Source organism: Pseudomonas sp. S2_A05, assembly GCF_054668485.1.
This window is the reverse complement of sequence record NZ_CP162775.1, coordinates 5,950,882-5,976,618: the sequence shown is the minus strand read 5'-3', so window position 1 is coordinate 5,976,618 and position 25,737 is coordinate 5,950,882. Positions and strand designations below refer to the sequence as shown.

At 61.0% G+C, this 25,737-nt stretch carries 21 protein-coding genes; 9 read left to right on the top strand and 12 right to left on the bottom strand.

The genetic code is table 11. From position 1 onward, the window contains the following. Positions 1-273: 273 nt before the first annotated feature. From AB4O12_RS26905 to AB4O12_RS26890, 4 genes are all read left to right on the top strand, one after another. Positions 274-2,865: a glycosyltransferase gene (locus AB4O12_RS26905; protein ID WP_460060032.1), complete on the top strand. Its 2,592-nt coding sequence runs from the start codon at positions 274-276 to the stop codon at positions 2,863-2,865. 242 nt (positions 2,866-3,107) lie between these two features. Next, on the top strand, positions 3,108-4,259 hold the full coding sequence (gene dapE, locus AB4O12_RS26900) for a succinyl-diaminopimelate desuccinylase (RefSeq protein WP_460060030.1): 1,152 nt from the start codon (positions 3,108-3,110) through the stop codon (positions 4,257-4,259). Further along, positions 4,259-5,068 carry a putative RNA methyltransferase gene (locus AB4O12_RS26895; protein WP_056783191.1) on the top strand — a complete coding sequence of 270 codons (810 nt, stop codon included), beginning with the start codon at positions 4,259-4,261 and terminating at the stop codon, positions 5,066-5,068. Before dapE ends, AB4O12_RS26895 begins: the two co-directional genes overlap by 1 nt. Before the next feature lie 75 nt (positions 5,069-5,143). After that, the gene (locus AB4O12_RS26890) at positions 5,144-5,521 is read left to right on the top strand and encodes a hypothetical protein (protein WP_056783189.1); all 378 of its coding nucleotides are present in this window, start codon (positions 5,144-5,146) and stop codon (positions 5,519-5,521) included. Between the two features lie 137 nt (positions 5,522-5,658). Here the strand turns inward: AB4O12_RS26890 and AB4O12_RS26885 are convergent, their stop codons facing one another. After that, a complete protein-coding gene (locus AB4O12_RS26885; protein ID WP_016771489.1) occupies positions 5,659-5,868 on the bottom strand; it encodes a cold-shock protein in 210 nt (69 codons plus the stop codon). A gap of 236 nt (positions 5,869-6,104) precedes the next feature. Between AB4O12_RS26885 and plsB the strand changes: the two genes are divergently transcribed. The 3 genes from plsB to AB4O12_RS26870 all read left to right on the top strand — a co-directional run bounded on the left by plsB (position 6,105) and on the right by AB4O12_RS26870 (position 9,836). Further along, positions 6,105-8,606, top strand: a complete 2,502-nt coding sequence (plsB, locus tag AB4O12_RS26880; protein WP_460060026.1) for a glycerol-3-phosphate 1-O-acyltransferase PlsB — start codon at positions 6,105-6,107, stop codon at positions 8,604-8,606. A 118-nt stretch (positions 8,607-8,724) separates the two neighbouring features. Next, the gene (locus AB4O12_RS26875; protein WP_460060025.1) at positions 8,725-9,123 is read left to right on the top strand and encodes a YbaY family lipoprotein; all 399 of its coding nucleotides are present in this window, start codon (positions 8,725-8,727) and stop codon (positions 9,121-9,123) included. A 23-nt stretch (positions 9,124-9,146) separates the two neighbouring features. After that, the gene (locus tag AB4O12_RS26870) at positions 9,147-9,836 is read left to right on the top strand and encodes a DUF4197 domain-containing protein (protein WP_252868864.1); all 690 of its coding nucleotides are present in this window, start codon (positions 9,147-9,149) and stop codon (positions 9,834-9,836) included. Here AB4O12_RS26870 and AB4O12_RS26865 read toward each other — a convergent pair. The 3 genes from AB4O12_RS26865 to AB4O12_RS26855 all read right to left on the bottom strand — a co-directional run bounded on the left by AB4O12_RS26865 (position 9,833) and on the right by AB4O12_RS26855 (position 15,964). Next, positions 9,833-11,224 (bottom strand): Fic family protein, encoded by a 1,392-nt coding sequence (locus tag AB4O12_RS26865; RefSeq protein WP_460060022.1) that lies wholly within the window; start codon positions 11,222-11,224, stop codon positions 9,833-9,835. The two genes, AB4O12_RS26870 and AB4O12_RS26865, sit on opposite strands and share 4 nt — an antisense overlap. A gap of 564 nt (positions 11,225-11,788) precedes the next feature. Beyond that, on the bottom strand, positions 11,789-14,857 hold the full coding sequence (locus AB4O12_RS26860; protein ID WP_041478146.1) for an efflux RND transporter permease subunit: 3,069 nt from the start codon (positions 14,855-14,857) through the stop codon (positions 11,789-11,791). Positions 14,858-14,863: 6 nt separating this feature from the next. Next, positions 14,864-15,964 carry an efflux RND transporter periplasmic adaptor subunit gene (locus AB4O12_RS26855; protein ID WP_460060021.1) on the bottom strand — a complete coding sequence of 367 codons (1,101 nt, stop codon included), beginning with the start codon at positions 15,962-15,964 and terminating at the stop codon, positions 14,864-14,866. 94 nt (positions 15,965-16,058) lie between these two features. On the opposite strand from AB4O12_RS26855, the gene AB4O12_RS26850 reads away from it, so the two are divergent. Next, a complete protein-coding gene (locus AB4O12_RS26850; protein WP_460060020.1) occupies positions 16,059-16,694 on the top strand; it encodes a TetR/AcrR family transcriptional regulator in 636 nt (211 codons plus the stop codon). Positions 16,695-16,802: 108 nt separating this feature from the next. Here the strand turns inward: AB4O12_RS26850 and AB4O12_RS26845 are convergent, their stop codons facing one another. Continuing rightward, on the bottom strand, positions 16,803-17,585 hold the full coding sequence (locus tag AB4O12_RS26845; RefSeq protein WP_460060018.1) for a class I SAM-dependent methyltransferase: 783 nt from the start codon (positions 17,583-17,585) through the stop codon (positions 16,803-16,805). Between the two features lie 92 nt (positions 17,586-17,677). On the opposite strand from AB4O12_RS26845, the gene AB4O12_RS26840 reads away from it, so the two are divergent. After that, positions 17,678-18,298: a hypothetical protein gene (locus tag AB4O12_RS26840; protein WP_056783179.1), complete on the top strand. Its 621-nt coding sequence runs from the start codon at positions 17,678-17,680 to the stop codon at positions 18,296-18,298. 3 nt (positions 18,299-18,301) lie between these two features. Here the strand turns inward: AB4O12_RS26840 and AB4O12_RS26835 are convergent, their stop codons facing one another. From AB4O12_RS26835 to ppc, 7 genes are all read right to left on the bottom strand, one after another. After that, on the bottom strand, positions 18,302-18,994 hold the full coding sequence (locus AB4O12_RS26835; RefSeq protein ID WP_305382295.1) for an extensin-like domain-containing protein: 693 nt from the start codon (positions 18,992-18,994) through the stop codon (positions 18,302-18,304). 2 nt (positions 18,995-18,996) lie between these two features. Further along, entirely contained in the window at positions 18,997-19,833 is an 837-nt protein-coding gene (locus tag AB4O12_RS26830) for an isocitrate lyase/PEP mutase family protein (protein WP_095180473.1), read from the bottom strand. A 30-nt stretch (positions 19,834-19,863) separates the two neighbouring features. Beyond that, on the bottom strand, positions 19,864-20,724 hold the full coding sequence (locus AB4O12_RS26825; RefSeq protein ID WP_150636289.1) for a DUF72 domain-containing protein: 861 nt from the start codon (positions 20,722-20,724) through the stop codon (positions 19,864-19,866). Further along, a complete protein-coding gene (locus tag AB4O12_RS26820) occupies positions 20,724-21,032 on the bottom strand; it encodes a hypothetical protein (RefSeq protein ID WP_016771497.1) in 309 nt (102 codons plus the stop codon). The genes AB4O12_RS26825 and AB4O12_RS26820 overlap by 1 nt, the downstream gene beginning before the upstream one ends. 257 nt (positions 21,033-21,289) lie before the next feature. Continuing rightward, complete coding sequence (gene tsaB / locus AB4O12_RS26815) at positions 21,290-21,964, bottom strand: tRNA (adenosine(37)-N6)-threonylcarbamoyltransferase complex dimerization subunit type 1 TsaB (protein ID WP_460060016.1); 675 nt, start codon at positions 21,962-21,964, stop codon at positions 21,290-21,292. Between the two features lie 94 nt (positions 21,965-22,058). Further along, complete coding sequence (gene adk, locus AB4O12_RS26810; protein ID WP_039762420.1) at positions 22,059-22,709, bottom strand: adenylate kinase; 651 nt, start codon at positions 22,707-22,709, stop codon at positions 22,059-22,061. Positions 22,710-23,009: 300 nt separating this feature from the next. Further along, complete coding sequence (gene ppc / locus AB4O12_RS26805) at positions 23,010-25,640, bottom strand: phosphoenolpyruvate carboxylase (protein WP_150636285.1); 2,631 nt, start codon at positions 25,638-25,640, stop codon at positions 23,010-23,012. Positions 25,641-25,737: the final 97 nt, after the last annotated feature.

The following is a 25,737-nucleotide window of genomic DNA, read 5'->3' as shown; positions in this document are numbered from 1 at the left end:
TCGATGCCATACAACCGGGCGATGCCTGCAAACCGCGGATCTTCTGTACTCATGACCATTACCCCAAAAACCGGCGCGCATTATAGGGCTACGCAGCGACAAGTTTTAAGCTGCAAGCGACAAGTGTAAGAACTTAAGTCAGAGACGGCTGCCCAATGTCAGGCATTTTCCCGTCAGTTGTACGACTGGTTAACCGCCGGTGTAGGATGCGCGCCCCTCGGGCGTCTATCCGACCGATCCTTCGTTCCACAGCCTTTGGAACCCGAAACAGCTATGTCATCGCGTAAATTTGGACTCAACCTGGTGGTGGTGCTGGCCATCGCTGCCTTGTTCACCGGTTTCTGGGCGCTGGTCAATCGCCCGGTAACGGCGCCGAACTGGCCGCAGCAAATCTCCGGCTTCTCGTATTCGCCATTCCAGCAGGGGCAATTCCCACAGAAGGATCAGTATCCGTCTGACGATGAAATGCGCCGTGACCTGGAAATCATGAGCAAGCTGACCGACAACATCCGTATCTATTCGGTCGACGGTTCGCTGGCAGACATCCCGAAACTGGCGGAGGAATTCGGCCTGCGCGTCACCCTCGGTATCTGGATCAGCCCGGACCAGGAACGCAACGAACGGGAAATCACCAAAGCCATCGAACTGGCCAACACCTCGCGCAGCGTCGTGCGCGTGGTGGTCGGCAACGAAGCGCTGTTTCGTGAAGAAATCACCCCGGAAGCCCTGATCGTTCTGCTGGATCGGGTGCGCGCTGCGGTCAAAGTACCGGTGACCACTTCCGAGCAATGGCACATCTGGGAGAAATACCCGCAACTGGCCAAACATGTCGATTTGATCGCCGCCCACGTCTTGCCCTACTGGGAATTCATTCCGGTGGACAAGGCCGGCCAGTTCGTCTTCGACCGCGCCCGCGATCTGAAAAAACTCTTTCCGAAAAAACCGCTGCTGCTGTCCGAGGTAGGCTGGCCGAGCAACGGTCGCATGCGCGGTGGCGCCGATGCCTCGCCGGCAGATCAGGCGATTTACCTGCGCACACTGGTCAACAAGCTCAATCGCCAAGGCTTCAACTACTTCGTGATCGAAGCGTTCGATCAGCCGTGGAAGGCCAGCGACGAAGGTTCGGTCGGCGCCTACTGGGGCGTGTTCAACGCCGCGCGCCAGCAGAAATTCAATTTCGAAGGCCCGGTGGTGGCGATTCCGCAATGGCGCGTGCTGGCCATCGGTTCGGTGGTGCTGGCGCTGCTGTCGCTGACCCTGCTGATGATCGACGGCTCAGCCCTGCGCCAACGCGGTCGTACGTTCCTGACCTTTATCGCGTTCCTCTGCGGCTCGGTGCTGGTGTACATCGGTTACGACTATAGCCAGCAATACAGCACGTGGTTCAGCCTCACGGTCGGATTCCTCCTCGCGCTCGGTGCGCTCGGGGTATTCATCGTCCTGCTCACCGAGGCCCATGAACTGGCCGAAGCGGTGTGGATTCACAAGCGCCGTCGGGAATTTCTGCCGGTGCTGGGCGATTCCGACTACCGGCCGAAAGTGTCGATCCACGTGCCCTGCTACAACGAGCCGCCAGAGATGGTCAAACAGACCCTCGATGCCCTGGCCGCGCTCGATTATCCGGATTTCGAAGTCCTGATCATCGACAACAACACCAAGGATCCGGCGGTGTGGGAACCGGTGCGTGACTACTGCGCAACCCTCGGCCCGCGCTTCAAGTTCTTCCACGTTTCGCCGCTGGCCGGTTTCAAGGGCGGCGCGCTGAATTACCTGATCCCGCACACCGCCAAGGACGCCGAAGTCATTGCCGTGATCGACTCCGATTACTGCGTGCACCCGAACTGGCTCAAGCACATGGTGCCGCACTTCGCCGACCCGAAAATCGCCGTGGTGCAGTCGCCGCAGGATTATCGCGACCAGAACGAAAGCACCTTCAAGAAGCTCTGCTACGCCGAATACAAGGGCTTCTTCCATATCGGCATGGTCACCCGCAACGACCGTGACGCGATCATTCAGCACGGCACCATGACCATGACCCGCCGCTCGGTGCTGGAAGAATTGGGCTGGGCTGACTGGTGCATCTGTGAAGACGCCGAACTCGGCCTGCGCGTATTCGAGAAAGGCCTGTCGGCGGCGTATTACCACGACAGCTACGGCAAGGGCCTGATGCCGGATACCTTCATCGACTTCAAGAAACAGCGTTTCCGCTGGGCCTATGGCGCGATCCAGATCATCAAGCGCCACACCCGCAGCCTGCTGCGCGGCAAGGACACCGAACTGACCCGTGGTCAGCGTTATCACTTCCTCGCCGGTTGGCTGCCGTGGGTTGCCGATGGCATGAACATCTTCTTCACCGTTGGCGCGCTGTTGTGGTCGGCGGCGATGATCATCGTGCCGCAACGGGTCGATCCACCGTTGCTGATTTTCGCAATCCCGCCGCTGGCGCTGTTCGTGTTCAAGGTCGGCAAGATCATCTTCCTCTACCGCCGCGCCGTCGGCGTGAATCTGAAAGATGCGTTCTGCGCGGCGCTGGCCGGGCTGGCGTTGTCGCACACCATCGCCAAAGCGGTGCTGTACGGTTTCTTCACCAGCAGCATTCCGTTCTTCCGCACGCCGAAAAACGCTGACAACCACGGTTTCTGGGTGGCGATCAGCGAGGCTCGCGAGGAGCTGTTCATCATGCTGTTGCTGTGGGGTGCGGCGCTGGGGATTTTCCTGGTGCAGGGCATTCCGAGCAATGACATGCGCTTCTGGGTGACCATGCTACTGGTGCAGTCGCTGCCGTACCTGGCGGCGCTGATCATGGCGTTCCTGTCGTCGCTGCCCAAACCAGCGGCCAAGGCTGAGCCGGCACCGGTCGTCTAAATCCGCAACGCAGCACTAAACGGCGGCCAATGGTCGCCGTTTTGCTTTAAGATAACCGCCATTTTGCGGGGCTTGGCGTGATAACCGGTCTGACTGACCACCCCTGTCCCTTGTGGGAGCGAGCCTGCTCGCGAAGGCGTTGTAACATTCAACCTTTAAGGTGCCTGGTAGACCGCTTTCGCGAGCAGGCTCGCTCCCACATTAGAAGCCCAAGCTCATACCCCATGATCCCGGAGTTTTCCATGACGGCCCACGCCGACCTATCGCCGACCCTTCAACTGGCCATCGACCTGATCCGCCGTCCTTCCGTGACCCCGGTCGATGCCGACTGCCAGAAGCAGATGATGCAGCGCCTGGGCAATGCCGGTTTCGCCCTGGAGCCGATGCGCATCGAAGATGTGGATAACTTCTGGGCCACTCACGGCAACAACGACGGCCCGGTGCTGTGCTTCGCCGGTCACACCGACGTGGTGCCGACCGGTCCGGTTACCGCATGGCAGATCGATCCGTTCAATGCCGTGATCGACGAACATGGCATGCTTTGCGGTCGTGGCGCGGCAGACATGAAAGGCAGCCTGGCATCGATGACCGTCGCCGCTGAACGCTTTGTCGCCGATTACCCGAACCATAAAGGCAAGGTCGCGTTCCTGATCACCAGCGATGAAGAAGGCCCGGCGCATCACGGCACCAAGGCTGTGGTCGAACGTCTGGTCGCGCGCAAGGAGCGTCTGGACTGGTGCATCGTTGGCGAGCCGTCGAGCACCACCCTGGTCGGTGACGTGGTGAAAAACGGCCGTCGCGGCTCCCTCGGTGCCAAGCTCACGGTCAAAGGCGTGCAGGGCCACGTGGCCTACCCGCATCTGGCGAAAAACCCGATTCACCTCGCCGCTCCGGCGCTGGCCGAGCTGGCCGCCGAGCACTGGGACCACGGTAACGACTTCTTCCCGCCGACCAGTTTCCAGATTTCCAACGTCAATTCCGGCACCGGCGCGACCAACGTGATTCCCGGTGATCTGGTGGCGGTGTTCAACTTCCGTTTTTCCACCGAATCAACCGTCGAAGGCCTGCAGAAACGCGTTGCCGATATTCTCGACAAGCACGATCTGGACTGGCACATCGACTGGGCGCTGTCCGGCCTGCCGTTCCTCACCGAACCGGGCGCGCTGCTCGATGCGGTGTCGTCGAGCATCAAGGACATCACTGGTCGCGAGACCAAGGCGTCGACCAGCGGCGGCACCTCCGATGGCCGTTTCATCGCGACCATGGGCACGCAAGTGGTTGAACTGGGCCCGGTCAACGCGACTATCCATCAGGTCAACGAGCGCGTGCTGGCGGCGGATCTCGATGTGCTGACGGAAATCTATTACCAGACCCTGATCAAGTTGCTCGCCTGATGCTCGCGTGCCCGATCTGCAGTGAGCCGCTCAATGCGGTGGACAACGGCGTGGTCTGCCCCGCTGGGCATCGGTTCGACCGTGCGCGCCAGGGTTATCTGAACCTGTTGCCGGTGCAGCACAAGAACAGCCGCGACCCGGGCGACAATCAAGCGATGGTCGAGGCGCGGCGTGATTTCCTCAACGCCGGGCATTACGCGCCAGTGGCCAAACGTCTGGCTGAATTGGCGGCGAGTTACGCGCCGGAGCGCTGGGTCGACATCGGTTGTGGCGAGGGTTACTACACCGCGCAAATCGCCGAAGCTTTGCCGAACGCTGATGGCTACGCGCTGGACATCTCCCGCGAAGCTGTCAAACGCGCCTGCAAACGCAACCCGGCGATCACCTGGTTGATCGCCAGCATGGCCCGCGTGCCATTGGCTTCAGGCAGTTGCCAGTTTCTCGCCAGCGTCTTCAGTCCGTTGGACTGGGAGGAAGCCAAGCGTCTGCTCAGCGTCGGCGGTGGGCTGATGAAAGTCGGCCCGACACGTGGCCATCTGATGGAGTTGCGCGAACGCCTGTACGACGAAGTGCGCGAGTACACCGACGACAAGCACCTGGCCCTGGTGCCGGAAGGCATGGCGCTGGCGCACAGCGAAACCCTGGAATTCAAGCTGACCCTGGACAAGCCCGAGGACCGCGCCAACCTGTTGGCGATGACGCCTCACGGCTGGCGTGCCAGTGCCGAGCGTCGTGCGGCGGTGATCGAACAGGCCGAGCCGTTCGAGACCACTGTGTCGATGCGCTACGATTATTTCGTTCTTCAATAACTTTTGGTCTCGGGCACAGGCCCGGGGCCGGCTAAATCCGCGAATGGATTTTTCAGACCCGCAGTGAGGACATCCATGCGCCAACCGGACATCGAGATTTACCTGAAAGACGCCGACGTCGACCACAAGGCCATCGCCGCCTGGCTCGGCCAAGCGCTTGGCCCGTGCAGCGACTGGGTGCAGAAAGGCCAGACGTACAAGTGCAAGGCCGGCAACGTGCCGGTGACCTGGCTGCCGAAAGCCGTGGGCAAGTGGAACAGCCTGTTCCTGGAAAGCGACCAGACCCCTTGGGACGACGACATCGCCTGCGCCCGCGCAGCCTTTGCCGCACTGAACGTCGAAGTGCGTTGTGCACCGGGGACGTGGGTCGAAGAAGAAGGTGAAGAAACCGCCGATCGCTGGATTCGCATCAGCGAAGACGGAGAAGAAGAGATCACCTGGAAGACCGTGTAATCAGGGCAACGTAGAGCCCATGTGGGAGCGAGCCTGCTCGCGAATGCGCAGTGTCAGTCGATATGAATGGTGACTGATACACCGCATTCGCGAGCAGGCTCGCTCCCACAGTGGTTTTGGCGTTCTGGAGGTTTGTGTTACAGACCTACAACATCCTCAGCCTGCAACCCCTTCTCGCCGGTGATCACCGCATACTCGACCTGTTGACCTTCGGTCAGCGAGCGGTGCCCTTCGCCGCGTATCGCGCGGTAGTGCACGAACACGTCCACGCCGTCGTCGCGCTGGATAAAGCCGTAGCCTTTGGCGTCGTTGAACCACTTCACGTTGCCGGTTTCGCGTGTTGCCATCTGTTCATACTCCTTTTTTATTATTGAACGGGCTTTTCGCAGGAAAGCCTTAGAGGAACGTCAGCCTGCGTCCGACGTCCATGACAGGGCACCGGCAACAGAGCGCCGAGTATATGACAGGTGCGGAAACTCTCAACAGGAGATTACTTCGGCGCTTTTTTGCCGATTTTCGCCTAATACGGCAAACTGTCCGCCCCGAGCGCCTGCTCGGTTTTATCCACTCACGCAGAAGCCGTATGACCCGTTCCCCGTTCCGCCGTCTTGTGTTTGGCACCCTGCGCCGCCTGTTGTATCTCTGGGTTCGCTCCGAGACCATCAATCAGTCGTCGTTCACTCTTAACCTCGACCGCAGTCGTCCGGTGTTCTACGTCCTGCAAAACCCTTCGCTGACCGATCTGGCGGTGGTCGACACCGAGTGCACCAAGGCCGGCCTGCCCCGCCCGGTGCTGGCGGTGTCGGTCGGTACGCTGATCGAACCTGCGGCGTTTTTTTATCTGACACCGGACCCGGACTGGCTCGGCCGCCAGGACAAACGCGGTGCGCCGCCGACTCTCACCCGTCTGGTCAGCGCGCTGACACAGAATGCTGCCGAAGACGCGCAGATCATTCCGGTCAGCGTGTTCTGGGGCCAGTCGCCAGACAGCGAAAACAGCCCGTGGAAACTGTTGTTCGCCGACAGCTGGGCAGTCACCGGCCGTCTGCGCCGGCTGCTGAGCATCATCGTCCTCGGGCGTAAAACCCGCGTGCAGTTCTCCGCGCCGATTCACCTGCGCGAACTGATCGATCACAACAAGGGCCACGAGCGCACCGTGCGCATGGCCCAGCGCATCCTGCGCGTGCACTTCCGCAACCTCAAAGCTGCGGTGATCGGCCCGGACATTTCCCACCGGCGCAATCTGGTCAAAGGCCTGCTCAATCAGCCGCTGGTCAAACAAGCGATCCTCGACGAAGCCGAGCGCGAAAAAATCTCGCCGGAAAAGGCCAAGGCTCAGGCCCTTCGCTATGGCAACGAGATTGCTTCGGACTACACCTACACCGCGATCCGTTTTCTCGAAGTGGTGCTGAGCTGGTTCTGGAACAAGATCTACGACGGCATCAAGGTCAATCACATCGAAGGTGTGCAGAACGTCGCGCAGGGTCACGAAGTGATTTACGTGCCGTGCCATCGCAGCCACATCGATTACCTGCTGCTTTCCTATCTGCTGTTCCGCAACGGCCTGACCCCGCCGCACATCGCCGCCGGGATCAACCTGAACATGCCGGTGATCGGCAGCCTGCTGCGCCGTGGCGGCGCGTTTTTCATGCGCCGCACGTTCAAGGGTAATCCGCTGTACACCTCGGTGTTCAATGAATACCTGCACACGCTGTTCACCAAAGGTTTCCCGGTGGAGTATTTCGTCGAGGGCGGGCGCTCGCGCACCGGGCGCATGCTGCAACCGAAAACCGGCATGCTCGCGATCACCCTGCGCAGTTTCCTGCGTTCGTCGCGGATGCCGATCGTATTCGTGCCGGTGTACATCGGATACGAGCGCGTGCTCGAAGGCCGCACCTACCTCGGTGAGCTGCGCGGCGCGAGCAAAAAGAAAGAGTCGATCTTCGATATTTTCAAAGTGATCGGCGCGCTCAAGCAGCGCTTCGGTCAGGTCGCGGTCAACTTCGGCGAGCCGATCAAACTGGCGGAATTCCTTGACGCCGAGCAACCGGACTGGCGCCGGCAGGAACTCGGCCCGCAGTTCAAACCGGCGTGGCTCAACGAAACCACCAACCGCCTCGGCGAGAAAGTCGCCCGACATCTCAATGAAGCGGCGGCGATCAACCCGGTCAATCTGGTAGCGCTGGCACTGCTGTCGACCACGCGCCCGGCCCTGGATGATCGGGCCATGGCGCGGGTGCTGGACCTGTATCTGGCGCTGCTGCGCAAGGTCCCGTATTCGCCACACACCACCTTGCCGGAAGGCGATGGCCGTGCGCTGATCGAGCATGTGAAAGACATGGATCTGCTCGCCGAGCAGAACGATGCGCTGGGCAAGATTCTGTATCTGGACGAGCAGAACGCGGTCCTGATGACTTACTACCGCAACAACGTCCTGCACATCTTCGCCCTGCCCTCGTTGCTGGCGAGTTTCTTCCAGAGCACCTCGCGCATGAGCCGCGAGCAGATCCTGCGCTACACCCGCGCGCTGTATCCGTACCTGCAATCGGAGTTGTTCATCCGCTGGAGCCTGGAGGAACTCGACGCGGTGATCGATCAGTGGCTGGAAGCGTTCGTCGAGCAGGGTTTGTTGCGGTTCGAAAAAGACCTGTACCTGCGCCCGGCGCCGAGTTCGCGGCATTTCGTGCTGCTGACGCTGCTGTCGAAAAGCATCGCGCAGACCCTGCAGCGGTTCTACATGACCGTATCTTTGCTGCTCAACAGCGGCCAGAACAGCATCAGCGCCGAAGAGCTGGAAGACCTCTGCACAGTGATGGCCCAGCGTCTGTCGATCCTCCATGGCCTGAATGCGCCGGAGTTCTTCGACAAGAGCCTGTTCCGCCACTTCATCCAGACCCTGCTCGACCTCGACGTCCTGCGCCGCGACGAGGCCGGCAAGCTCAGCTACCACGAACTGCTCGGCGAGCTGGCCGAAGGCGCGGCCAAACGCGTGTTGCCGGCGGAGATTCGGCTGTCGATCCGCCAGGTCGCGCTGCACCGCAGTGAAGATGCGGCGGATCAGATCACGCCACAGCCTGAGGCTTGAAGCCTTACCCCTGTGGGAGTGAGCCTGTCGCGAAGACGGAATGTCAGTCGCCATTTAGTTTGACTGATCCAGCGCTTTCGCGAGCAGGCTCGCTCCCACATTGAAAGGAGATTCACCCATGAAAAAACTGCTGACCCTCGCCGCCGCCACGCTGCTGAGCGCCTGCCAATCAACCACACCCGCCGGCAAGGCCAGCCTCGACGGCGAGATCTTCTACCTGCAACGCATCGCTTTGCCCCCGAGCGCGACTCTGAGCGTGAGCCTGCAAGATGTGTCGCTGGCCGATGCACCGGCCGTCGTCCTCGACCAACAGAACGGCCCGATCAAAGGCCAGGTGCCGCTGCCGTTTCATTTGAGCTACGATCCGGCGCAGGTCAAATCCGGCCATCGTTATTCGATCAGCGCGCGCATTGAAGTCAACGGCGAGCTGATGTTCATCACCACCGAAAACCACGCCGTGCAACTCGACGGCAACGACCCGCAGCCGCTGAAAATCCGCGTCGACGCCGTTCGTTAATCCACTCGCCAAAGGAAGACGCCATGCGCCGCCCTACCCTTCGCTTCGCCGCCGCCTGCGCCGGCCTGCTGATCTCCGCCAACGCCCTGGCCCTGTCGCTCAGCGACCTGTCCCAGCAAGACGCCACCGGCGGCCTCAAGGACGCCCTGACCCAAGGCGCCCAGATCGCCGTGAAACAACTCGGCACCCCGGGCGGCTTCAGCAACAACCCCGAAGTGAAAATCGAACTGCCGGGCAAACTCGGCAAAGCCGCGAGCAAGATGAAAGCCTTCGGCATGGGTGCCCAGGTCGAAGAACTGGAAAACGCGATGAACAAAGCCGCCGAATCCGCTGTGACCCAGGCCCAGCCAATCCTCGTCGACGCGGTGAAGAAAATGAGCGTGGCCGACGCCAAAGGCATCCTCAGCGGCGGCAATGATTCGGCCACCCAATACCTGAACAAATCCAGCCGCGAACAGATCCGCGCGAAATTCCTGCCCATCGTCAAGCAAGCCACCGACAAGGTCGGCGTCGCGCAGAAGTACAACGCCTTCGCGGGCCAGGCCGCTGCGTTTGGCGTGGTGGACGCGAAGAGCGCCAATGTCGAGAACTACGTCACCGAGCAAGCGCTGAATGGCCTGTTCGAGATGATCGGCAAACAGGAAGAAACCATCCGCCAGAACCCGGCCGCTGCGGCGACGAGTCTGGCGAAGAAAGTGTTTGGTACGCTTTAAGTCGTTACAACATGGGGGCGATTCAATTCGCTCCCATGCTTGCCTCCACGTAAAGAACTACGTAAAAAAAACACCCACTCCCGCCCCATCTTCCTTCTCTCAAAAAGCTGCAATTGGTCCAGCCCTTCCAGAATCGACGCCGCCTCGCTACCCGAGCAGGAAAAATTTTCCGCGACATTGCTCGCCGTAAACTCCTTCGCCTCCCTGCTTTTAGCCACCTGATACACCGCGCGCTGCCGTTCCGTCAGTTGAGCAATTACGCCAGAGCTCGTCAGCCAGCGCTCAAAGTCCTGAGTGTCTGCCAGACTCTTGCGGTACACAGTTATAAAACCGACCACGGCTCGCAAAATCACCGCGCATTGAAACTCGATGAAATAAGTCAGATCCAGCTCATCCGCCTCGGTGTGCAGGTAGGAGCGTCCGTATTTCACCGGTGCATTGCGCAGCAGCAGACTGATCGCAATGTAGCGAAACGCCGCGAACTCATGTTTGAACATGAACCAGTAAAACAAGGCTCTCGCGACCCGCCCGTTACCGTCGCGAAATGGATGTTCATAACCCATGGCGAAATGCAGCGTCACGGCCTTGATCAGTGGATGCAGATAATTTTTGTCCAGAATCGAGGCAGCGGGCCGGTTGATCCAGGCGGACAACCTCGCCAACCGCGCAACCAATCCTGCAGCAGGAGGTGGTCGGTGCACGGTGTTGCCTGAACCATCCTGAACAACCACCTCATCATTGGTCCGGAACAATCCGGGGGAATACTGCCCGTCATCGATCCCCACCACACCCACTCGATGGATCTCTGCAATCAGCTCAATGCTCAGAGGTTCATAACGCTTTTCCCAAGCGAAATTCATCATTCGATAATTACCCATGACCATGCGCTCATCCGGCGTCCGCGGCTGGCGCTGATGCTTGAGCATGTCCTTGGCTACGCGCGTGGTAGTCGCCGCGCCCTCCAACTGGCTACTGGCGATGGCTTCGTCTTCGATCAGGTCATTGAGCAGACAAGAGAAATGCTCCCGCTCGCCGATCTGACTGGTCATGTAATCCAGCGCGGCCGTACTGGCATAACGATCCACCACAGCCAAGGTTTTCTGCGCCAACGGCGTTGGCACGTATTTGCCCCACTGCACCGGCTCGCCCAACGGCAACAAATGAATGTACAGGGCCGCCCGCGCCTTCTTCACCAACGCCCAACAAAGATTCGCGTCCAATCCTGCCGCCCAGCGATAGCGCAACGCCTCGAATGGCAGATAGCGCCCCTGATCATCAAGCGGCTTGAGCAGCGCCAGATAATCCGCAAGTCGTTGCTTGTGGGGCGAGCGGGCCAACAGGTCGAAAACAGGATCCGTTCTGCCGGCTAATGTCGGTGGTTTCTTCATCAGACAGACTCAAGGACTCGGAAAAGCAGAACCCGGAGTACAGCATTGGACGGCCAGCGCCTCAAGATCGGAGGACTCTGAAAAAGCTGTAGGAAAGCAGCGTGAATTGGCGATTCGAAATGAATTGGCTGTCAGACCGCCTTCGCGAGCAGGCTCGCTCCCACAAAAGCAAGCAGCGCAGCTGCCCGCGGCAAAGCCGCCCCACTCAACAATGAGCGCAAGCTCGAGTGCTCTTGATCTTGATCCACCGGCGACGTCGGAAGGCTGAGTGGAGGGATTGATCCGGGCGTGGGAGCGCAGCGACCGTCTGGCGCAGCCAGACACAGCGGAAGGAGGTGCAGCGAAGCAAACCGTAGCCGCTGCGCCCGGATCGATCCCGCAGCGAAGGAACCCGAGCCTGCGAGGGCCGAACGCAGGAGCAAGCCTTTTTGGGTACTTTTTCGGCGTCTGGAAAAAGTGCCTCACCGTAAGGGCGAAACCGCCAGCCGCAACACCCACAGCAACGGATATACACCCAAAACCCCACGTCATGGTCGGCCCGAAGGCCGCCACGACACAAAAACCTCAAGCCTCCTTACGCACCCGAAACCAGGCCGCATACAACGCCGGCAAAAACAACAGCGTCAGCGCCGTAGCCACAATCAGCCCGCCCATGATCGCCACCGCCATCGGCCCGAAAAACACACTGCGCGACAGCGGAATCATCGCCAGCACCGCCGCCAGCGCCGTCAACACAATCGGCCTGAAGCGCCGAACCGTAGCCTCGATAATCGCCTGCCAGGGCTTGAGCCCCGAAGCAATATCCTGCTCGATCTGATCCACCAGAATCACCGAATTGCGCATGATCATCCCGGACAACGCGATGGTCCCGAGCATCGCCACAAACCCGAACGGTTGCCTGAACACCATGAGAAACAACGTCACCCCGATCAGGCCCAGTGGCGCGGTGAGAAACACCATCGCCGTGCGCGAGAAACTGCGCAACTGCACCATCAGCAAGGTCAGCACCACGACAATGAACATCGGCACCCCGGCATTCACCGACTTCTGCCCGCGCTCGGAATCCTCCACCGTGCCGCCGACATCCAGCAGATAACCATCGGGCAATTCGGCGCGAATCGGGTCCAGCGTCGGCATGATCTGCTTGACCAGCGTCGCCGGTTGCTCCTTGCCGTAAATGTCGGCGCGCACCGTCACGTTCGGCAGCCGATTGCGGTGCCAGATGATGCCTTCCTCGAAGCCGTATTCCAGCGTGGCAATCTGCGACAACGCCACACTGCGACCGTTATCCGTCGGCACCGCGAGGCTCGGCAACAACGACAATTCAGTGCGCTCGTGCACGGTGCCGCGCAGCAGAATCTCGATCAATTCGTTGTCTTCGCGGTACTGGCTGACCGTCGAGCCGACCAGCGAACTCTGCAGGAATTTCGCCAGATTGGCCGTGCTCACACCGAGGGCGCGGGCGCGATCCTGGTCGATATTCAGGTAGACGACTTTGCTCGGCTCCTCCCAGTCCAGATGCACGTTGACCACGTGCGGATTCTCGCGAACCTTTGCCGCCACTTTGCGCGCCAACGCACGGACTTCTTCGATGTGCTCGCCAGTGACGCGGAACTGCACCGGATAGCCAACCGGCGGTCCGTTTTCCAAACGGGTGACCCGCGAACGCAGGGCCGGGAACTGTTCGTTGAGGGTTTCGATCAACCAGCTGCGCAGCGCTTCACGCTCTTCGATGGTTTTTGCCAACACCACGAACTGGGCAAAACTCGCCGCCGGCAGTTGCTGATCCAGCGGCAGGTAAAAACGCGGCGAGCCGGTACCGACGTAGGCCACGTAATTGTCGATGCCGGCGTGCTCCTTGAGCAGCGCTTCGAGGCGTTTGACTTCGCTGGTGGTATTGGCCAGCGAAACGCCTTCGGCCAGTTTCAGATCGACCATCAACTCCAGCCGGTTCGAAGCCGGGAAGAACTGCTGCGGGACGAATCGGAACAGCATCACCGAGGCAATGAACAGGCCCACGGTCAGCACGATCACCGTCTTGCGATGGGCCACGCACCACTCCACCAGACGCCGGACGCGCTGATAAAACGGCGTCGCATAGGGGTCCGGCTGACCATCGCCTGTGCCGTGTTTCGCCGCATGAATTTTCGCCAGATCCGGCAGGAGCTTTTCCCCCAGATACGGCACGAACATGACCGCCGCCACCCATGAAGCGAGCAAGGCAATGGTCACCACTTGGAAAATCGAGCGGGTGTATTCGCCGGTGCCGGACTGCGCAGTGGCAATCGGCAGGAAGCCGGCGGCGGTGATCAACGTGCCAGTGAGCATCGGGAATGCAGTGCTGGTCCAGGCATAACTCGCCGCGCGAATGCGGTCGAAACCCTGCTCCATTTTGATCGCCATCATTTCCACGGCAATGATCGCGTCGTCCACCAGCAGACCCAGCGCCAGCACCAGCGCACCGAGGGAAATCTTGTGCAGGCCGATGCCGAGGTAATACATGCAGGCGAAGGTCATCGCCAGCACCAGCGGAATGGTCAGCGCGACGACCATGCCAGTGCGCACACCGAGAGAGAAGAAGCTTACCAGCAAGACGATCGCCAGTGCCTCGACCAACACCTGGACGAACTCGCCGACGCCGGTTTTTACCGCTGCCGGCTGATCGGACACCTTGCGCAACTGCATGCCGGCCGGGAGGTTTTTCTGGATCCGCGAGAACTCGCCCTCCAGCGCCTTGCCCAGCACCAGAATGTCGCCGCCATCCTTCATCGCCACGGCCAGACCGATCGCATCATCGCCCATGAAACGCATGCGCGGCGCCGGTGGGTCGCTGAAACCGCGACGCACATCGGCGATATCGGAGATACGGAAGGTACGATCGGCGACGCGGATCGGAAAGTTCTTTATCTCATCGACTGTCTGAAAATTCCCCGAGACACGTAGCTGCAAGCGCTCGCTGCCGGTTTCAAAGAACCCCGCCGTGGACACCGCATTCTGTTCCTCCAGTGCCTGCTGCACCGCCGCCAGCGGCAAGCCAAGGGTGGCGAGTTTGACGTTGGACAGCTCGACCCAGATTTTCTCGTCCTGCAACCCAAGCAGTTCGACCTTGCCGACGTCCTTGACCCGTTGCAGCTGAATCTGGATGCGGTCGGCGTAATCCTTGAGCACGGCGTAGTCGAAACCGTCACCGGTCAACGCATAGATATTGCCGAAGGTGGTGCCGAACTCATCGTTAAAGAACGGCCCCTGAATTCCCGGCGGCAAGGTCTGGCGGATATCGCCGACCTTCTTGCGCAACTGATACCAGAGATCGGGGATTTGCTTGGAGTGCATCGAGTCGCGGGCGATGAAGGTCACCTGGGATTCACCGGGGCGGGAGAACGACATGATGCGTTCGTACTCGCCGGTTTCCATCAGTTTCTTTTCGATCCGTTCAGTAACCTGGCGCGAGACCTCCTGCGCGGTCGCGCCGGGCCAGCGGGTCTGAATGACCATCGCCTTGAAAGTGAACGGCGGGTCTTCACTCTGGCCGAGTTTGGTGTAGGACAACGCGCCGACAACGGCGAGCAAAAGCATCAGGAACAGTACGATCTGGCGATTACGCAACGCCCATTCGGAGAGGTTGAAGCGCATCGGGGCTTACTCCTTGTTCGCCAGATTGACCACACGGTTGGAGCGATCCACCGGCCGCACCTGCTGGCCGTCGAGCAGCACATGAACGCCGGCAGCCACTACCCAGTCGCTGGCATTGAGCCCCTCGAGCACCGCCACGCTTTTCTCGCCGAACGGACCGACCCGCACCGGGGTTTTCTTCAACGTGTTGTTGCCGTTGACCACCCAGACGTAGGTCGCGCCGTTTTCAGCGGTCAGCGCAGAAAGCGGTATCGACAGCGAGACACTGTTAGCCGATTGCACAAACACCCGTGCGCTCTGCCCCAGTTCAGCCGGCACTTTGCCGCTGGTGAACGAGATACGCGCGGCGAAGGTGCGCGAGCGCGGATCGGCGGACGGCGACAACTCGCGGATCTGCCCGGCGAAGCGTTGATTTTGCTGTGCCCACAATTCCACGGTAACCGGCTGACCAACCTTGAAGCGGCCGAAGCTTTGCTCCGGCAGGCTGATCAACACTTCGCGCTCACCATCGGTGGCGAGGGTGAACACGGTCTGCCCGGCAGCGACCACCTGACCGACTTCCACCGAACGCTTGGCCACCACACCGTCCTGTGGCGCACGCAGCACCGCGTAACTGGCCTGGTTGGTCGAAACGTTGAATTCAGCTTTGATTTGTTTAAGGCGGGCTTCGCCGGAGCGATATAGATTTTCGGCGTTGTCATAGGCCGAGCGGCTGACCATCTGCCGATCCATCAGGGTTTTATAGCGATCCCGTTCGGCGCGGACCAGGTTCAGATTGGCCTCGGCGGCGGCGACCTGCGCGCGGGTAGCTTCCAGTTGCAGGCGCACATCCTGCGGATCGAGTTCGGCCAGAGGCTGATCGGCTTTGACGCGCTGGCCTTCGTCGACCAGTCGTCGGCTGACTTTGCCGCCGATGCGGAACGCCAGATCAGGCTCATAGCGGGCTCGCACCTCGCCCGGATAACTTTCCATCGCCTGCGCCGAAGGCTCGGGTTGCACCACCATGGCCGGGCGCACGGTGACTTTCGTCACCTCCTCCTGACCGCACGCCGATAACAGGAACGCCAGACTGACTGGCACGGCAAAGGACAACGCATGGCGGAACATGGTGACGGACCTTTCGCGAATGAGGCTTGGAATATTTATACTGGCGGGTATGGTATTAATAGCAAACTCACCAGTCCAGTATTAAAAGCGAAGAATGTCGAACAATCTTTCAGCTCCAAACGGCCCGGGCCGCCCCAAGGATCTGGTCAAGCGCCAGGCGATCCTGGATGCGGCGAAAACCCTGTTTCTCTGCCATGGCTACGCCAACACCAGCATGGACGCGGTGGCCAGCGAGGCGGGCGTGTCGAAGCTGACGGTCTACAGCCATTTCAACGACAAGGAGACGCTGTTCTCCGCCGCCGTCGTCGCCAAATGCGAGGAACAATTGCCGCCGCTGTTCTTCGAATTGCCGGACGGCATCGCGGTGGAAAATGTATTGCTGAACATTGCCCGGGGCTTTCACCAACTGATCAACAGCGATGAATCAGTGAACCTGCACCGCCTGATCATGGCGCTGGGCAGTCAGGATCCGAAGCTGTCGCTGATCTTCTTCGAGGCCGGCCCAGAGCGCGTGGTCAACGGCATGGAAGGTCTGCTGGCGAAAATCCATGCAACCGGCGCGCTGAGCATCGACCAGCCACGCAACGCCGCCGAGCACTTCTTCTGCCTGATCAAAGGGGCGGGGAATTTTCGTTTGTTGTATGGCTGCGGCGAGCCGCTGACTGGAGAAGCAGCGGAGCGGCATGTGCGGGAGGTGGTGGGGTTGTTTATGAGGGCTTACAAACCCTGACAGTTTTGCGGTGCTTGTGCAGACCGCTTCGCGAGCAGGCTCGCTCCCACACTGGAATGCATTTCCTACTGTGGGAGCGAGCCTGCTCGCGAATGGGGCGACGCGGTCTCAGGGCTTCAGCGCTTTCTTCGGATAAATGTCATACCGGCTCGATTTGCCATCCAGCGCATGGCTCGGTTTCGGCCCTTCGATGCACGGCGCCTTGCGCGGGCGTTTGACTACCACCCGATGCGTGGCCAGGGCCAGTGCGGCTTCGAGCAAGGCCGGGGCATCCGGGTCATCGCCCACAAGCGGGCGGAACAGGCGCATCTCTTTTTTCACCAGCGCGGTTTTCTCACGATGCGGGAACATCGGGTCGAGATAGATCACCTGCGGCGGCTCCCCTTCCCAACTGCGCATCACTTCGATGGAGTTGCCCTTGAGCAATTTCATCCGCGCCACGATCGGCGACACGTCGAAATCTTCTGCCGCCCGCGCCAAGCCGTCCTCAAGCAGTGCGCCGATCAGCGGCTGACGCTCGATCAGGCTCATTTCACAACCGAGACTGGCCAGCACAAATGCATCCTTGCCCAAGCCCGCCGTGGCATCCAGCACGCGCGGGCGCACGCCTTGGGCGATGCCGACAGCCTTGGCAATCATCTGGCCGCTGCCGCCGCCATACAAACGACGATGCGCCGCGCCGCCTTCGACGAAGTCGACCCGCACCGGTCCAGGCGCATCCGGGCCAAGCTGCTGCAACTGCAAACCCTGCTCGCCGACCTGCAAGACGAACTCGCCGTCCGCCTCGCCGAGCGGCAGGCCGAGACGTTCGGCCCAGTGTGCGGCTTGTGCTTGAAACGTCGGGGCGAGGGCCTGGACATGGATGCGGCAGGCCGCGGGTGACTCGATCATGAAAAAACGCTCAAAAAAGTTAAGGATCGACAAAAACCGCCGATAAACCATTCAACGCGCATTTTGCCAGAGCTGAGCGTCAACCGAAAAAAATGTCAGGCATTCTTCCCACATCGATTGGCTACGTTTCGCCCCATGGCGACTTCAGCCGTCATAACACTCAAGCACTGAGCGGCGTCAGTCACCTGTGGCAGGATTTCTTTGCCCAGGCCCTGGCCGAACAGACGAGTGAAGTGGTGCCTGCCTGTGGCACGTTTCCACCGGTTGACCTGAACAGCCCGGAAGAACCGACCGTTGGCAGCGAGCTGCACGCGCACATCGTCAGCCAGCGTGAGTGCGACGTGGTTGAAACCCAGGTTCGCCCGCCGGAGCCACTGTTCCTGCCGATCGCCGAGTTCGAAATGGAGCTGCTGGACAAGCCGTTCCCACCGTTCCCGCCGGAAGAGCTCAAAGCCCAGCAAGAGCAACAGGATTTCGACAGCAGCTGGGTACGCCCGATTGTGATCAACAATGGCCAGCCAGTGCCGGAGCCAGGCCCTGCGCCGCAGAAACGTCCGCTGTACCTGCCGATTGCCGAGTTCGATCTGGACTTGCTGCAGAAGCCTTACCCGCCGTTCCCGCCGGAAGAAATCGTCGAGCAGCAGAAAGCTCTGGACTTCGATAATGGCTGGGCTCGGCCGATCGTTCTGCAGAACCTGCGCCTCGCTGCCTGATTCTCAGCGACACACGCTCCAGCGCCCGACATCGACATGAAAGTGATTGCGATGGGCGGCGTTGTAGTCCGGACTCAACACCACACTGAATGACTCACAGGCGCCGTCGCGCAGTTGGCGGAGAAACTCTGCGTCCTGGTTTTGCTTGGGCCAATCCCTGAGCACGCTGATCGTGCGTCCGCCGGCCAGACGGAAACCGGCAATGTCCAGCGCGTCGGCACTGGCATGTCGACTGAGGGCACCGCTCTCACGGTTGTAGACATTGCGACAGGCAAAGCTGCCGAGGTGATCGACACGCGCGATCTTCTGGCCATAAGCCGATTGCGCGGCCGGTTGCAGGGTGTGGTGTTCGAACATCGCGTAGGCCACCGCCAGCGGGCAACTGGCAATGAAACTGCTGCTCAGCGCCACTCCACCGCCCTGCACCCGCAGAGCACCGACCAGCGGACACTTGGCGCCGGGGCTGTCGGCCTGGGGGCTGACGCGCAGATCCGAGCTGCTCAATGCCTGTGCGCAAAGCTCGGGATCACTGCGCAGGCGCATGAGTTTGTAACCGGTCAGCCAGTTGGGCGCGGCTTTTATGTCCAATGGCGCCCACGGGTTCCACTGCGGCGGCACGTCCAGCCAGCCACGCCAGACACTCACCGCGCCACCAGCGATCGCGAGCAACACCCCCCAGAACAGCCAACGTCCCATGCTCAGCCCTTGAAGAATTGGTTGGCCCTGGCGTACGGCATCGACTGCGACGTAAAGCCAAACGTGCCGCACTGGTGGATTTCTTCAGCCGCGCGGAAGAACTCGCCGAACGCCGCCAGCGCCAGTGCCGACCCGGTGCTGATCCGCCGGACGCCCAGTTCCTCGAGCTGTTGCACGGTCAGTTTCAAACCGCCAGACATCAACACATTGACCGGTTTCGGCGCCACCGCTTGCACCACTGCGCGCACTTCTTCGGCGCTGCGCAAACCCGGCGCATAGAGCACGTCGGCACCCGCTTCGGCGAATGCCTGCAAGCGGCGAATGGTGTCGTCAAGATCGGGGTTGCCGTGCAGGTAATTTTCCGCGCGAGCGGTGAGGACGAAAGGAAACGGCAGGGTGCGCACCGCCGCGACAGCGGCTTCAATCCGTGCAACGGCGTGTTCGAAGCAATAGATCGGCGCGTCCGGACGTCCCGTAGCGTCTTCGATCGACCCGCCCACCGCGCCCGCTTCGGCGGCGCGCAGAAGACTCTGCGCAGACTCGACCGGGTCATCGGCAAAGCCGTTTTCCAGATCCACCGCCACCGGCAGATCCGTCGCCGCGACAATCGCGCGGACATTGGCCAGGGTCTCGTCGAGACTCAACGCGCCATCAGGCTTGCCTTGGGAAAACGCGTAACCGGCGCTGGTGGTTGCCAAGGCCTGATAGCCGAGACCGGCGAGCATCTTCGCCGAGCCGGCATCCCACGGATTGGGGATGACGAAGATCCCCTGGCGATCATGCAGGGCCTTGAAGGCTTGGGCTTTGAGTCGTTGCTGTTGACTGACTTGGACGTTCATCGACGGCCTCCCGGACAGAAAAAACCCGCCTCAGAGCAAGCCAAGCTGCTCGGCGGCGGGTTCCCTGTATAGCTCAGGCAGAGCGGGCAAGCCAGGCAAACGTTGCATCAGTTGGGCGTGAAAACGCTGCGCCAGTTTCGCTGCCAACAGGTTGTCAGCGGTGTGCAGAAAGACGTAGGGCGTGCGCCCCTCTTCGATCCATTCAGCAATCTTCGCCACCCACGGCACGAGAAACGCATCGTTGGCCTCAAGCTCGGGATGGCCAATGAAGCGCACCTGCGGAAACTGCGTGAACGCCGCCGGACGGGTCGGCACTCGCGGCTTTTTCGACTGCGCGTGGATCACCGAGGACTCGGTCGACAAGCAGCTGAACAGCGCGCGCGGGTCGAGACAGATGCGCTCGACACCGCGATCCAGCAACAGACGATTGAGCAGACGCTCGCTCTCGCCCTTGGCGAAGAACTGTTCATTGCGCACCTCGACCGCAAGCGGGCAATCCAGTGCATCGATAAACGCCGCGAGCTCCGGCAGACGCTGCGGCGTGAAGCTTTTCGACAGTTGCAGCCACAGCGGCGAAACACGTTCGCCTAACGGCTTGAGTAATTGCACGAAGGTTTCGGCAGCGGTCAGTTGCTCGCGCAAGTCGCCGCTGTGGCTGATGTCGCCGGGGAATTTGGCAGTGAAGCGAAAGTGCGCCGGCATGATCTCGGCCCAGCGTTGCACAGTGGCTGGCGACGGGCTGGCGTAGAAGGTGGTGTTGCCTTCGACGGCGTTGAACACCTGGCAGTAGAGAGCGAGAAAGTCGGAGGTTTTTGCGTCTACCGGATACAGATACTCGCGCCAGGCATTTTCGCTCCAGGACGGGCAACCGAGGTAGTAAGGCAGATCCATCAGATATACAGATCGAGGCCCAGCACGTCTGCGTCCCAATCGACAAAACCGGCGGTGCTCAGGTAGCTGGCCAGGGCCATGGCTACGCTTTTCTTCATCGCGCGGTGGTAGATCATGTCTTGCTGACGGGCAGGCAGGTTGCTCAGGCGTTGCGCGGTAGCTTGGGCAGCACGGGCGGCCAACTGCTCTTCGCTCGGGAATTCCAGCTCGCCGTCGATGATCTCGACGGACTCATCCAGCGCCGCATTGCCTTTACGCGGCTTGCGCTTGATGGGGTAGGACTGAGTGGAAACGCCGTCTATACGCATAATGTCATGCTCGGTATCAATGATGGCAATTTAGCGGCACTTGACCGACTTAGCAAACCGCCGAGTGATAACTAGAACACATAAAGCGCAAAAGGTTTTAAGCGAGGGGGCAGAAACTGACGATTGGCGATATTTGTATGTGACCGCGAACCTGTGGGAACGAGCCTGCTCGCGAAGGGTTCAGCACATTCAACACATGCATTGACTGACCAGAAGCCTTCGCGAGCAGGCTCGCTCCCACAGGAGAAAGTGTCGTATCAGCGGGCTTTGGGGGTGGCAACTTTATCGCGCAAGTAAACCGGCTGCGCGTCATCTGCCGGGATCGCCTCACCGCGCTCGCAGGCGAAACGCGCCAGGGTCAGCAGGTCTTCGGCGTGGGGCAGCATGCCGGCGTCGGAGCCGCTCAGATTGACCGCGATGCGCTCGCCGTAACCCCAACCGGTACCGGCACCGAACCAATCGCCACTGGCATCAGCGGGCAACGCGGCGACTTCCGGCGGCAACACGGCTTCGGCACCAACCAGACGCATCTCCCCCGCCGTCTCGCGGTAGCAGCCCCAATACACTTCATCCATCCGCGCATCGATCGCAGCCGCGACCCGGCTTACGCCATGTTCACGAAAGGCACGCTGGGCCAGCACGGCAAGGTTGGATACCGGCAACACCGGACGATCCAGAGCAAAGGCCAAACCCTGCACCACACCAATGGCAATGCGCACACCGGTAAACGCGCCCGGGCCACGGCCGAAAGCAATCGCGTCGACCGCTTGCAGCGTGGTGCCGGCATCGGCGAGCAATTGCTGAATCATCGGCAGCAGCTTCTGCGCATGCAGGCGCGGGATCACCTCGTAATGGCTCGTGACCTTGCCGTCATGCAGCAAGGCAACGGAGCAAGCTTCAGTCGCGGTGTCCAGGGCCAGCAAGGTGCTCATCGATGTTTCCAAAACAGGGGTGGGAAAAAAGTGCGTCAGTATAAACAACAACGGCCCGCAAGCGGGCCGTGGATGATGCAGCCGATCAGACTTTTCAGCTCAGCGCGGCCAACACCTTGGCGGTGATCGCATCGACCGAACCTACGCCTGGAATGTGGCTGTACTTTGGCTTGCCGCCGTTCTTCGCGGAAAGGTTCTGGTAGAACTCCACCAGCGGTTTGGTCTGCGAGTGGTAGACCGACAGGCGATGACGCACGGTTTCTTCAGTGTCGTCCTTGCGCTGTACCAGCTCTTCGCCGGTGATGTCGTCCTTGCCAGCCAGTTTCGGCGGGTTGTAGACGATATGGTAAACGCGGCCACTGGCTTCGTGAACACGGCGACCGGCGATGCGCTGAACGATTTCTTCGTCTTCTACAGCGATCTCGACCACGGCATCCAGCTCGACGCCGGCAGTGACCAGCGCTTCAGCCTGCGGAATGGTGCGCGGGAAGCCGTCGAACAGGAAACCGTTGGCGCAATCAGGTTGAGCGATGCGGTCCTTGACCAGCGCGATGATCAGGTCATCCGACACCAGGCCGCCGGCATCCATGATGCTCTTGGCTTGCACGCCCAGTGGAGTGCCAGCCTTGACCGCAGCACGCAGCATGTCGCCGGTGGAGATTTGCGGAATGCCGAATTTCTCGGTGATGAACTTTGCCTGAGTACCTTTACCGGCCCCGGGAGCTCCCAGCAGAATGACGCGCATCGATGTGCTCCTCAATTTTTTATATAAAAGCTTTACAAAACAAAGGATTCGCTCGTAACCGGCGGATCCTGAAAATACGGGTCGTGGCCGCACAAACGGCCAAAGGCTGATCAAGATACACAGCAGGCTGCGCCCACACAAGACGCCAAAAGTCGGAGAAACCGACGCCCGCCGTGACCTCGCGACGCGGTAACCCAAGTCGCAACCCCTACATTAACTGTCGCCTCGCGGCACTTTCCTACAGCAGGAGAAGCAGCATCCGACCCTTGTCGCGAATGCCGCCTGAGGTGCTCAGCAACCTTAGCCGGTATTGCGCAATCCGGCGGCAATCCCCGCCACAGACACCAGCAGCGCCTGTTCCACCGGGCTGCCCTGCTCGACATCCTGCTGCCGCGAACGCGCCAACAGTTCCGCCTGCAATAGATGCAGCGGGTCGAGGTAGGTGTTGCGCAAGCGGATGAATTCGAGGGTGTCCGGACTGTGCGCCAGCAGCTGCGACTGCCCGGTCAGACCGAGCACGACGGTGCATGCCTGCGACAATAGGTCGCGTAACTGCGCGCCCAATGGCAGCAGATCAGCTTCAACCAGACGCTCGTCGTAGGACTGCGCAATATCCGCATCAGCCTTGGCCAGAACCATTTCCAGCATATCGATACGGGTGCGGAAGAACGGCCATTGTTCGCGCATCTGCCCCAGCAACTCACCTTCGCCGCGCTCCAGCGCCTTGCTCAGCGCCGTCTCCCAGCCCAGCCAGGCCGGCAGCATCAATCGGGTTTGGGTCCAGCCGAAGATCCACGGGATCGCCCGCAGGCTTTCGATACCGCCGGCGCGACGTTTGGCCGGGCGACTGCCCAGAGGCAAACGTCCCAATTCCTGCTCCGGGGTCGACTGCCGGAAGTACTCAACGAATTGCGGATTTTCCCGCACCACCTGGCGGTAAGCGCTGACACCGTCCGCCGCCAATTCGTCCATCAGATGGCGCCATTCCGGAGTCGGCGGCGGCGGTGGCAGCAAGGTCGCTTCGAGCACGGCGGCCAGATACAGATTGAGGTTTTGCTCGGCGATGTCCGGCAGGCCGAATTTGAAACGAATCATTTCTCCCTGCTCGGTGGTGCGGAAACGTCCCGCCACCGAACCCGGTGGTTGCGACAGAATCGCCGCGTGCGCCGGACCGCCGCCACGCCCCACGGTGCCGCCGCGACCGTGGAACAACAGCAGCTCGACTTGCTGCTCACGGCAGATTTCCACCAGACGTTCCTGCGCCCGATATTGCGCCCACGCCGCAGCGGTGGTGCCGGCATCCTTGGCCGAGTCGGAATAGCCGATCATCACTTCCTGCGGGCCGTGCAAACGCGCGCGATAGCCCGGCAACAGCAGCAGACGTTCCATCACCGGCCCGGCGTTGTCGAGGTCGGCGAGGGTTTCGAACAGCGGCACCACGCGCATCGGCCGCAGTACGCCGGATTCCTTGAGCAGCAGTTGCACCGCGAGCACATCGGAAGCGGCGCCGGCCATGGAGATCACATAGGAGCCCAGCGACGCAGCGGGTGCGGCGGCGATTTCCTTGCAGGTGTTGAGCACTTCAGCGGTGTCCGCCGACGGTTTGAAATGCGCGGGCAGCAACGGACGACGGTTGCTCAGCTCCTCGGTAAGGAAGTCGATGCGCTGTTCTTCGTCCCAATCCTCATAGCGGCCGAGGCCGAGGTAATCGGTGATTTCTGTCATCGCCGAGCTGTGCCGGGTCGAATCCTGACGCACATCGAGGCGCACCAGGAACAGGCCGAACGTCACCGCCCGACGCAGGCAATCGAGCAACGGCCCGTCGGCGATGACGCCCATGCCGCATTCGTGCAGCGAGTTGAAACACAACTGCAAAGGCTCGAGCAGGTCGCGATTGTCGTGCAGCACATCGGCGGTTGCCGGGGTCGGCGCGGTCAACGCGGCATGCGCCCAGTTGCGTGTGGCGCGCAGGCGTTCGCGCAATTGCTTGAGCACCGCGCGATAGGGTTCGGCGCTGTCGCCGGCCTTGGCCTTCAGCGCATCGCTGGCCTGCTGCATCGACAGTTCGGCAGCGAGATGATCGACATCGCGCAGGTACAAATCAGCGGCCATCCAGCGCGCCAGCAGCAAGACTTCGCGAGTGACAGCGGCGGTGACATTGGGGTTGCCGTCACGGTCGCCGCCCATCCACGAAGCGAAGCGGATCGGCGCGGCTTCCAGCGGCAAGCGCAGGCCCGTGGCGGCGAACAGCGCCTGATCGGCCTTGCGCATATGGTTGGGGATTGCCTGCCACAACGAATGCTCGATCACCGCGAAGCCCCACTTGGCTTCATCGACCGGCGTCGGGCGGGTGCGGCGGATTTCTTCGGTGTGCCAGGCTTCGGCGATCAGCCGTTGCAGTTTGCTCTGGATCTGCTCGCGCTCGGCGCTGGTCAGGTCGCGATGATCCTGAGCGGCCAGTTGCGCGGCGATCGCGTCGTACTTCTGGATCAACGTGCGTCGCGCCACTTCGGTCGGATGCGCGGTCAGCACCAGTTCGATTTCCAGCCGCGCCAGTTGCCGGGCCAGAGATTCGGCGCTGTGCCCTTCGCTGCGCAGGCGCGCGAGCAGTTCCGGCAACACCCGCGACTCGAACGGCGCCGGTTGCGACTCCTCGCGGCGATGGATCAACTGATACTGCTCGGCAATGTTCGCCAGGTTGAGAAACTGATTGAAGGCCCGCGCGACCGGGAGCAATTCGTCTTCACTCAATTGATTGAGGCTGGCGCTCAGTTCAGCGTCCATCGAGCCGCGCCGGTCGGCCTTGGCGCCTTTGCGAATCTGCTCGATCTTGTCGAGGAACGCCTCGCCGTACTGGTCTCGAATGGTGTTGCCCAACAGCTCTCCGAGCAGGTGAACATCTTCGCGCAAGCGTGCATCAATATCGGTCATCAGCAGTTCTCCAGCGGTAATCGGGGACAGCGCAGAAACGAATGCTTTGCCAGAGAGTGCCGCTCTGCGCCGCTTCTTACAAGCAGGCGACGAATTG

Bases quoted from the DNA above. Each gene is read 5' to 3' on its own strand.
- AB4O12_RS26855 (WP_460060021.1), bottom strand. From the start codon at position 15,964: ATGTTCCGCCATGCGTTGTCCTTTGCCGTGCCAGTCAGTCTGGCGTTC.
- AB4O12_RS26885 (WP_016771489.1), bottom strand. From the start codon at position 5,868: ATGGCAACACGCGAAACCGGCAACGTGAAGTGGTTCAACGACGCCAAA.
- plsB (WP_460060026.1), top strand. From the start codon at position 6,105: ATGACCCGTTCCCCGTTCCGCCGTCTTGTGTTTGGCACCCTGCGCCGC.
- AB4O12_RS26825 (WP_150636289.1), bottom strand. From the start codon at position 20,724: ATGGATCTGCCTTACTACCTCGGTTGCCCGTCCTGGAGCGAAAATGCC.
- dapE (WP_460060030.1), top strand. From the start codon at position 3,108: ATGACGGCCCACGCCGACCTATCGCCGACCCTTCAACTGGCCATCGAC.
- AB4O12_RS26850 (WP_460060020.1), top strand. From the start codon at position 16,059: ATGTCGAACAATCTTTCAGCTCCAAACGGCCCGGGCCGCCCCAAGGAT.
- AB4O12_RS26830 (WP_095180473.1), bottom strand. From the start codon at position 19,833: ATGAACGTCCAAGTCAGTCAACAGCAACGACTCAAAGCCCAAGCCTTC.
- AB4O12_RS26835 (WP_305382295.1), bottom strand. From the start codon at position 18,994: ATGGGACGTTGGCTGTTCTGGGGGGTGTTGCTCGCGATCGCTGGTGGC.
- AB4O12_RS26895 (WP_056783191.1), top strand. From the start codon at position 4,259: ATGCTCGCGTGCCCGATCTGCAGTGAGCCGCTCAATGCGGTGGACAAC.
- AB4O12_RS26870 (WP_252868864.1), top strand. From the start codon at position 9,147: ATGCGCCGCCCTACCCTTCGCTTCGCCGCCGCCTGCGCCGGCCTGCTG.
- AB4O12_RS26890 (WP_056783189.1), top strand. From the start codon at position 5,144: ATGCGCCAACCGGACATCGAGATTTACCTGAAAGACGCCGACGTCGAC.
- AB4O12_RS26840 (WP_056783179.1), top strand. From the start codon at position 17,678: ATGTCAGGCATTCTTCCCACATCGATTGGCTACGTTTCGCCCCATGGC.
- AB4O12_RS26845 (WP_460060018.1), bottom strand. From the start codon at position 17,585: ATGATCGAGTCACCCGCGGCCTGCCGCATCCATGTCCAGGCCCTCGCC.
- tsaB (WP_460060016.1), bottom strand. From the start codon at position 21,964: ATGAGCACCTTGCTGGCCCTGGACACCGCGACTGAAGCTTGCTCCGTT.
- AB4O12_RS26905 (WP_460060032.1), top strand. From the start codon at position 274: ATGTCATCGCGTAAATTTGGACTCAACCTGGTGGTGGTGCTGGCCATC.
- AB4O12_RS26875 (WP_460060025.1), top strand. From the start codon at position 8,725: ATGAAAAAACTGCTGACCCTCGCCGCCGCCACGCTGCTGAGCGCCTGC.
- adk (WP_039762420.1), bottom strand. From the start codon at position 22,709: ATGCGCGTCATTCTGCTGGGAGCTCCCGGGGCCGGTAAAGGTACTCAG.
- ppc (WP_150636285.1), bottom strand. From the start codon at position 25,640: ATGACCGATATTGATGCACGCTTGCGCGAAGATGTTCACCTGCTCGGA.
- AB4O12_RS26820 (WP_016771497.1), bottom strand. From the start codon at position 21,032: ATGCGTATAGACGGCGTTTCCACTCAGTCCTACCCCATCAAGCGCAAG.
- AB4O12_RS26860 (WP_041478146.1), bottom strand. From the start codon at position 14,857: ATGCGCTTCAACCTCTCCGAATGGGCGTTGCGTAATCGCCAGATCGTA.
- AB4O12_RS26865 (WP_460060022.1), bottom strand. From the start codon at position 11,224: ATGAAGAAACCACCGACATTAGCCGGCAGAACGGATCCTGTTTTCGAC.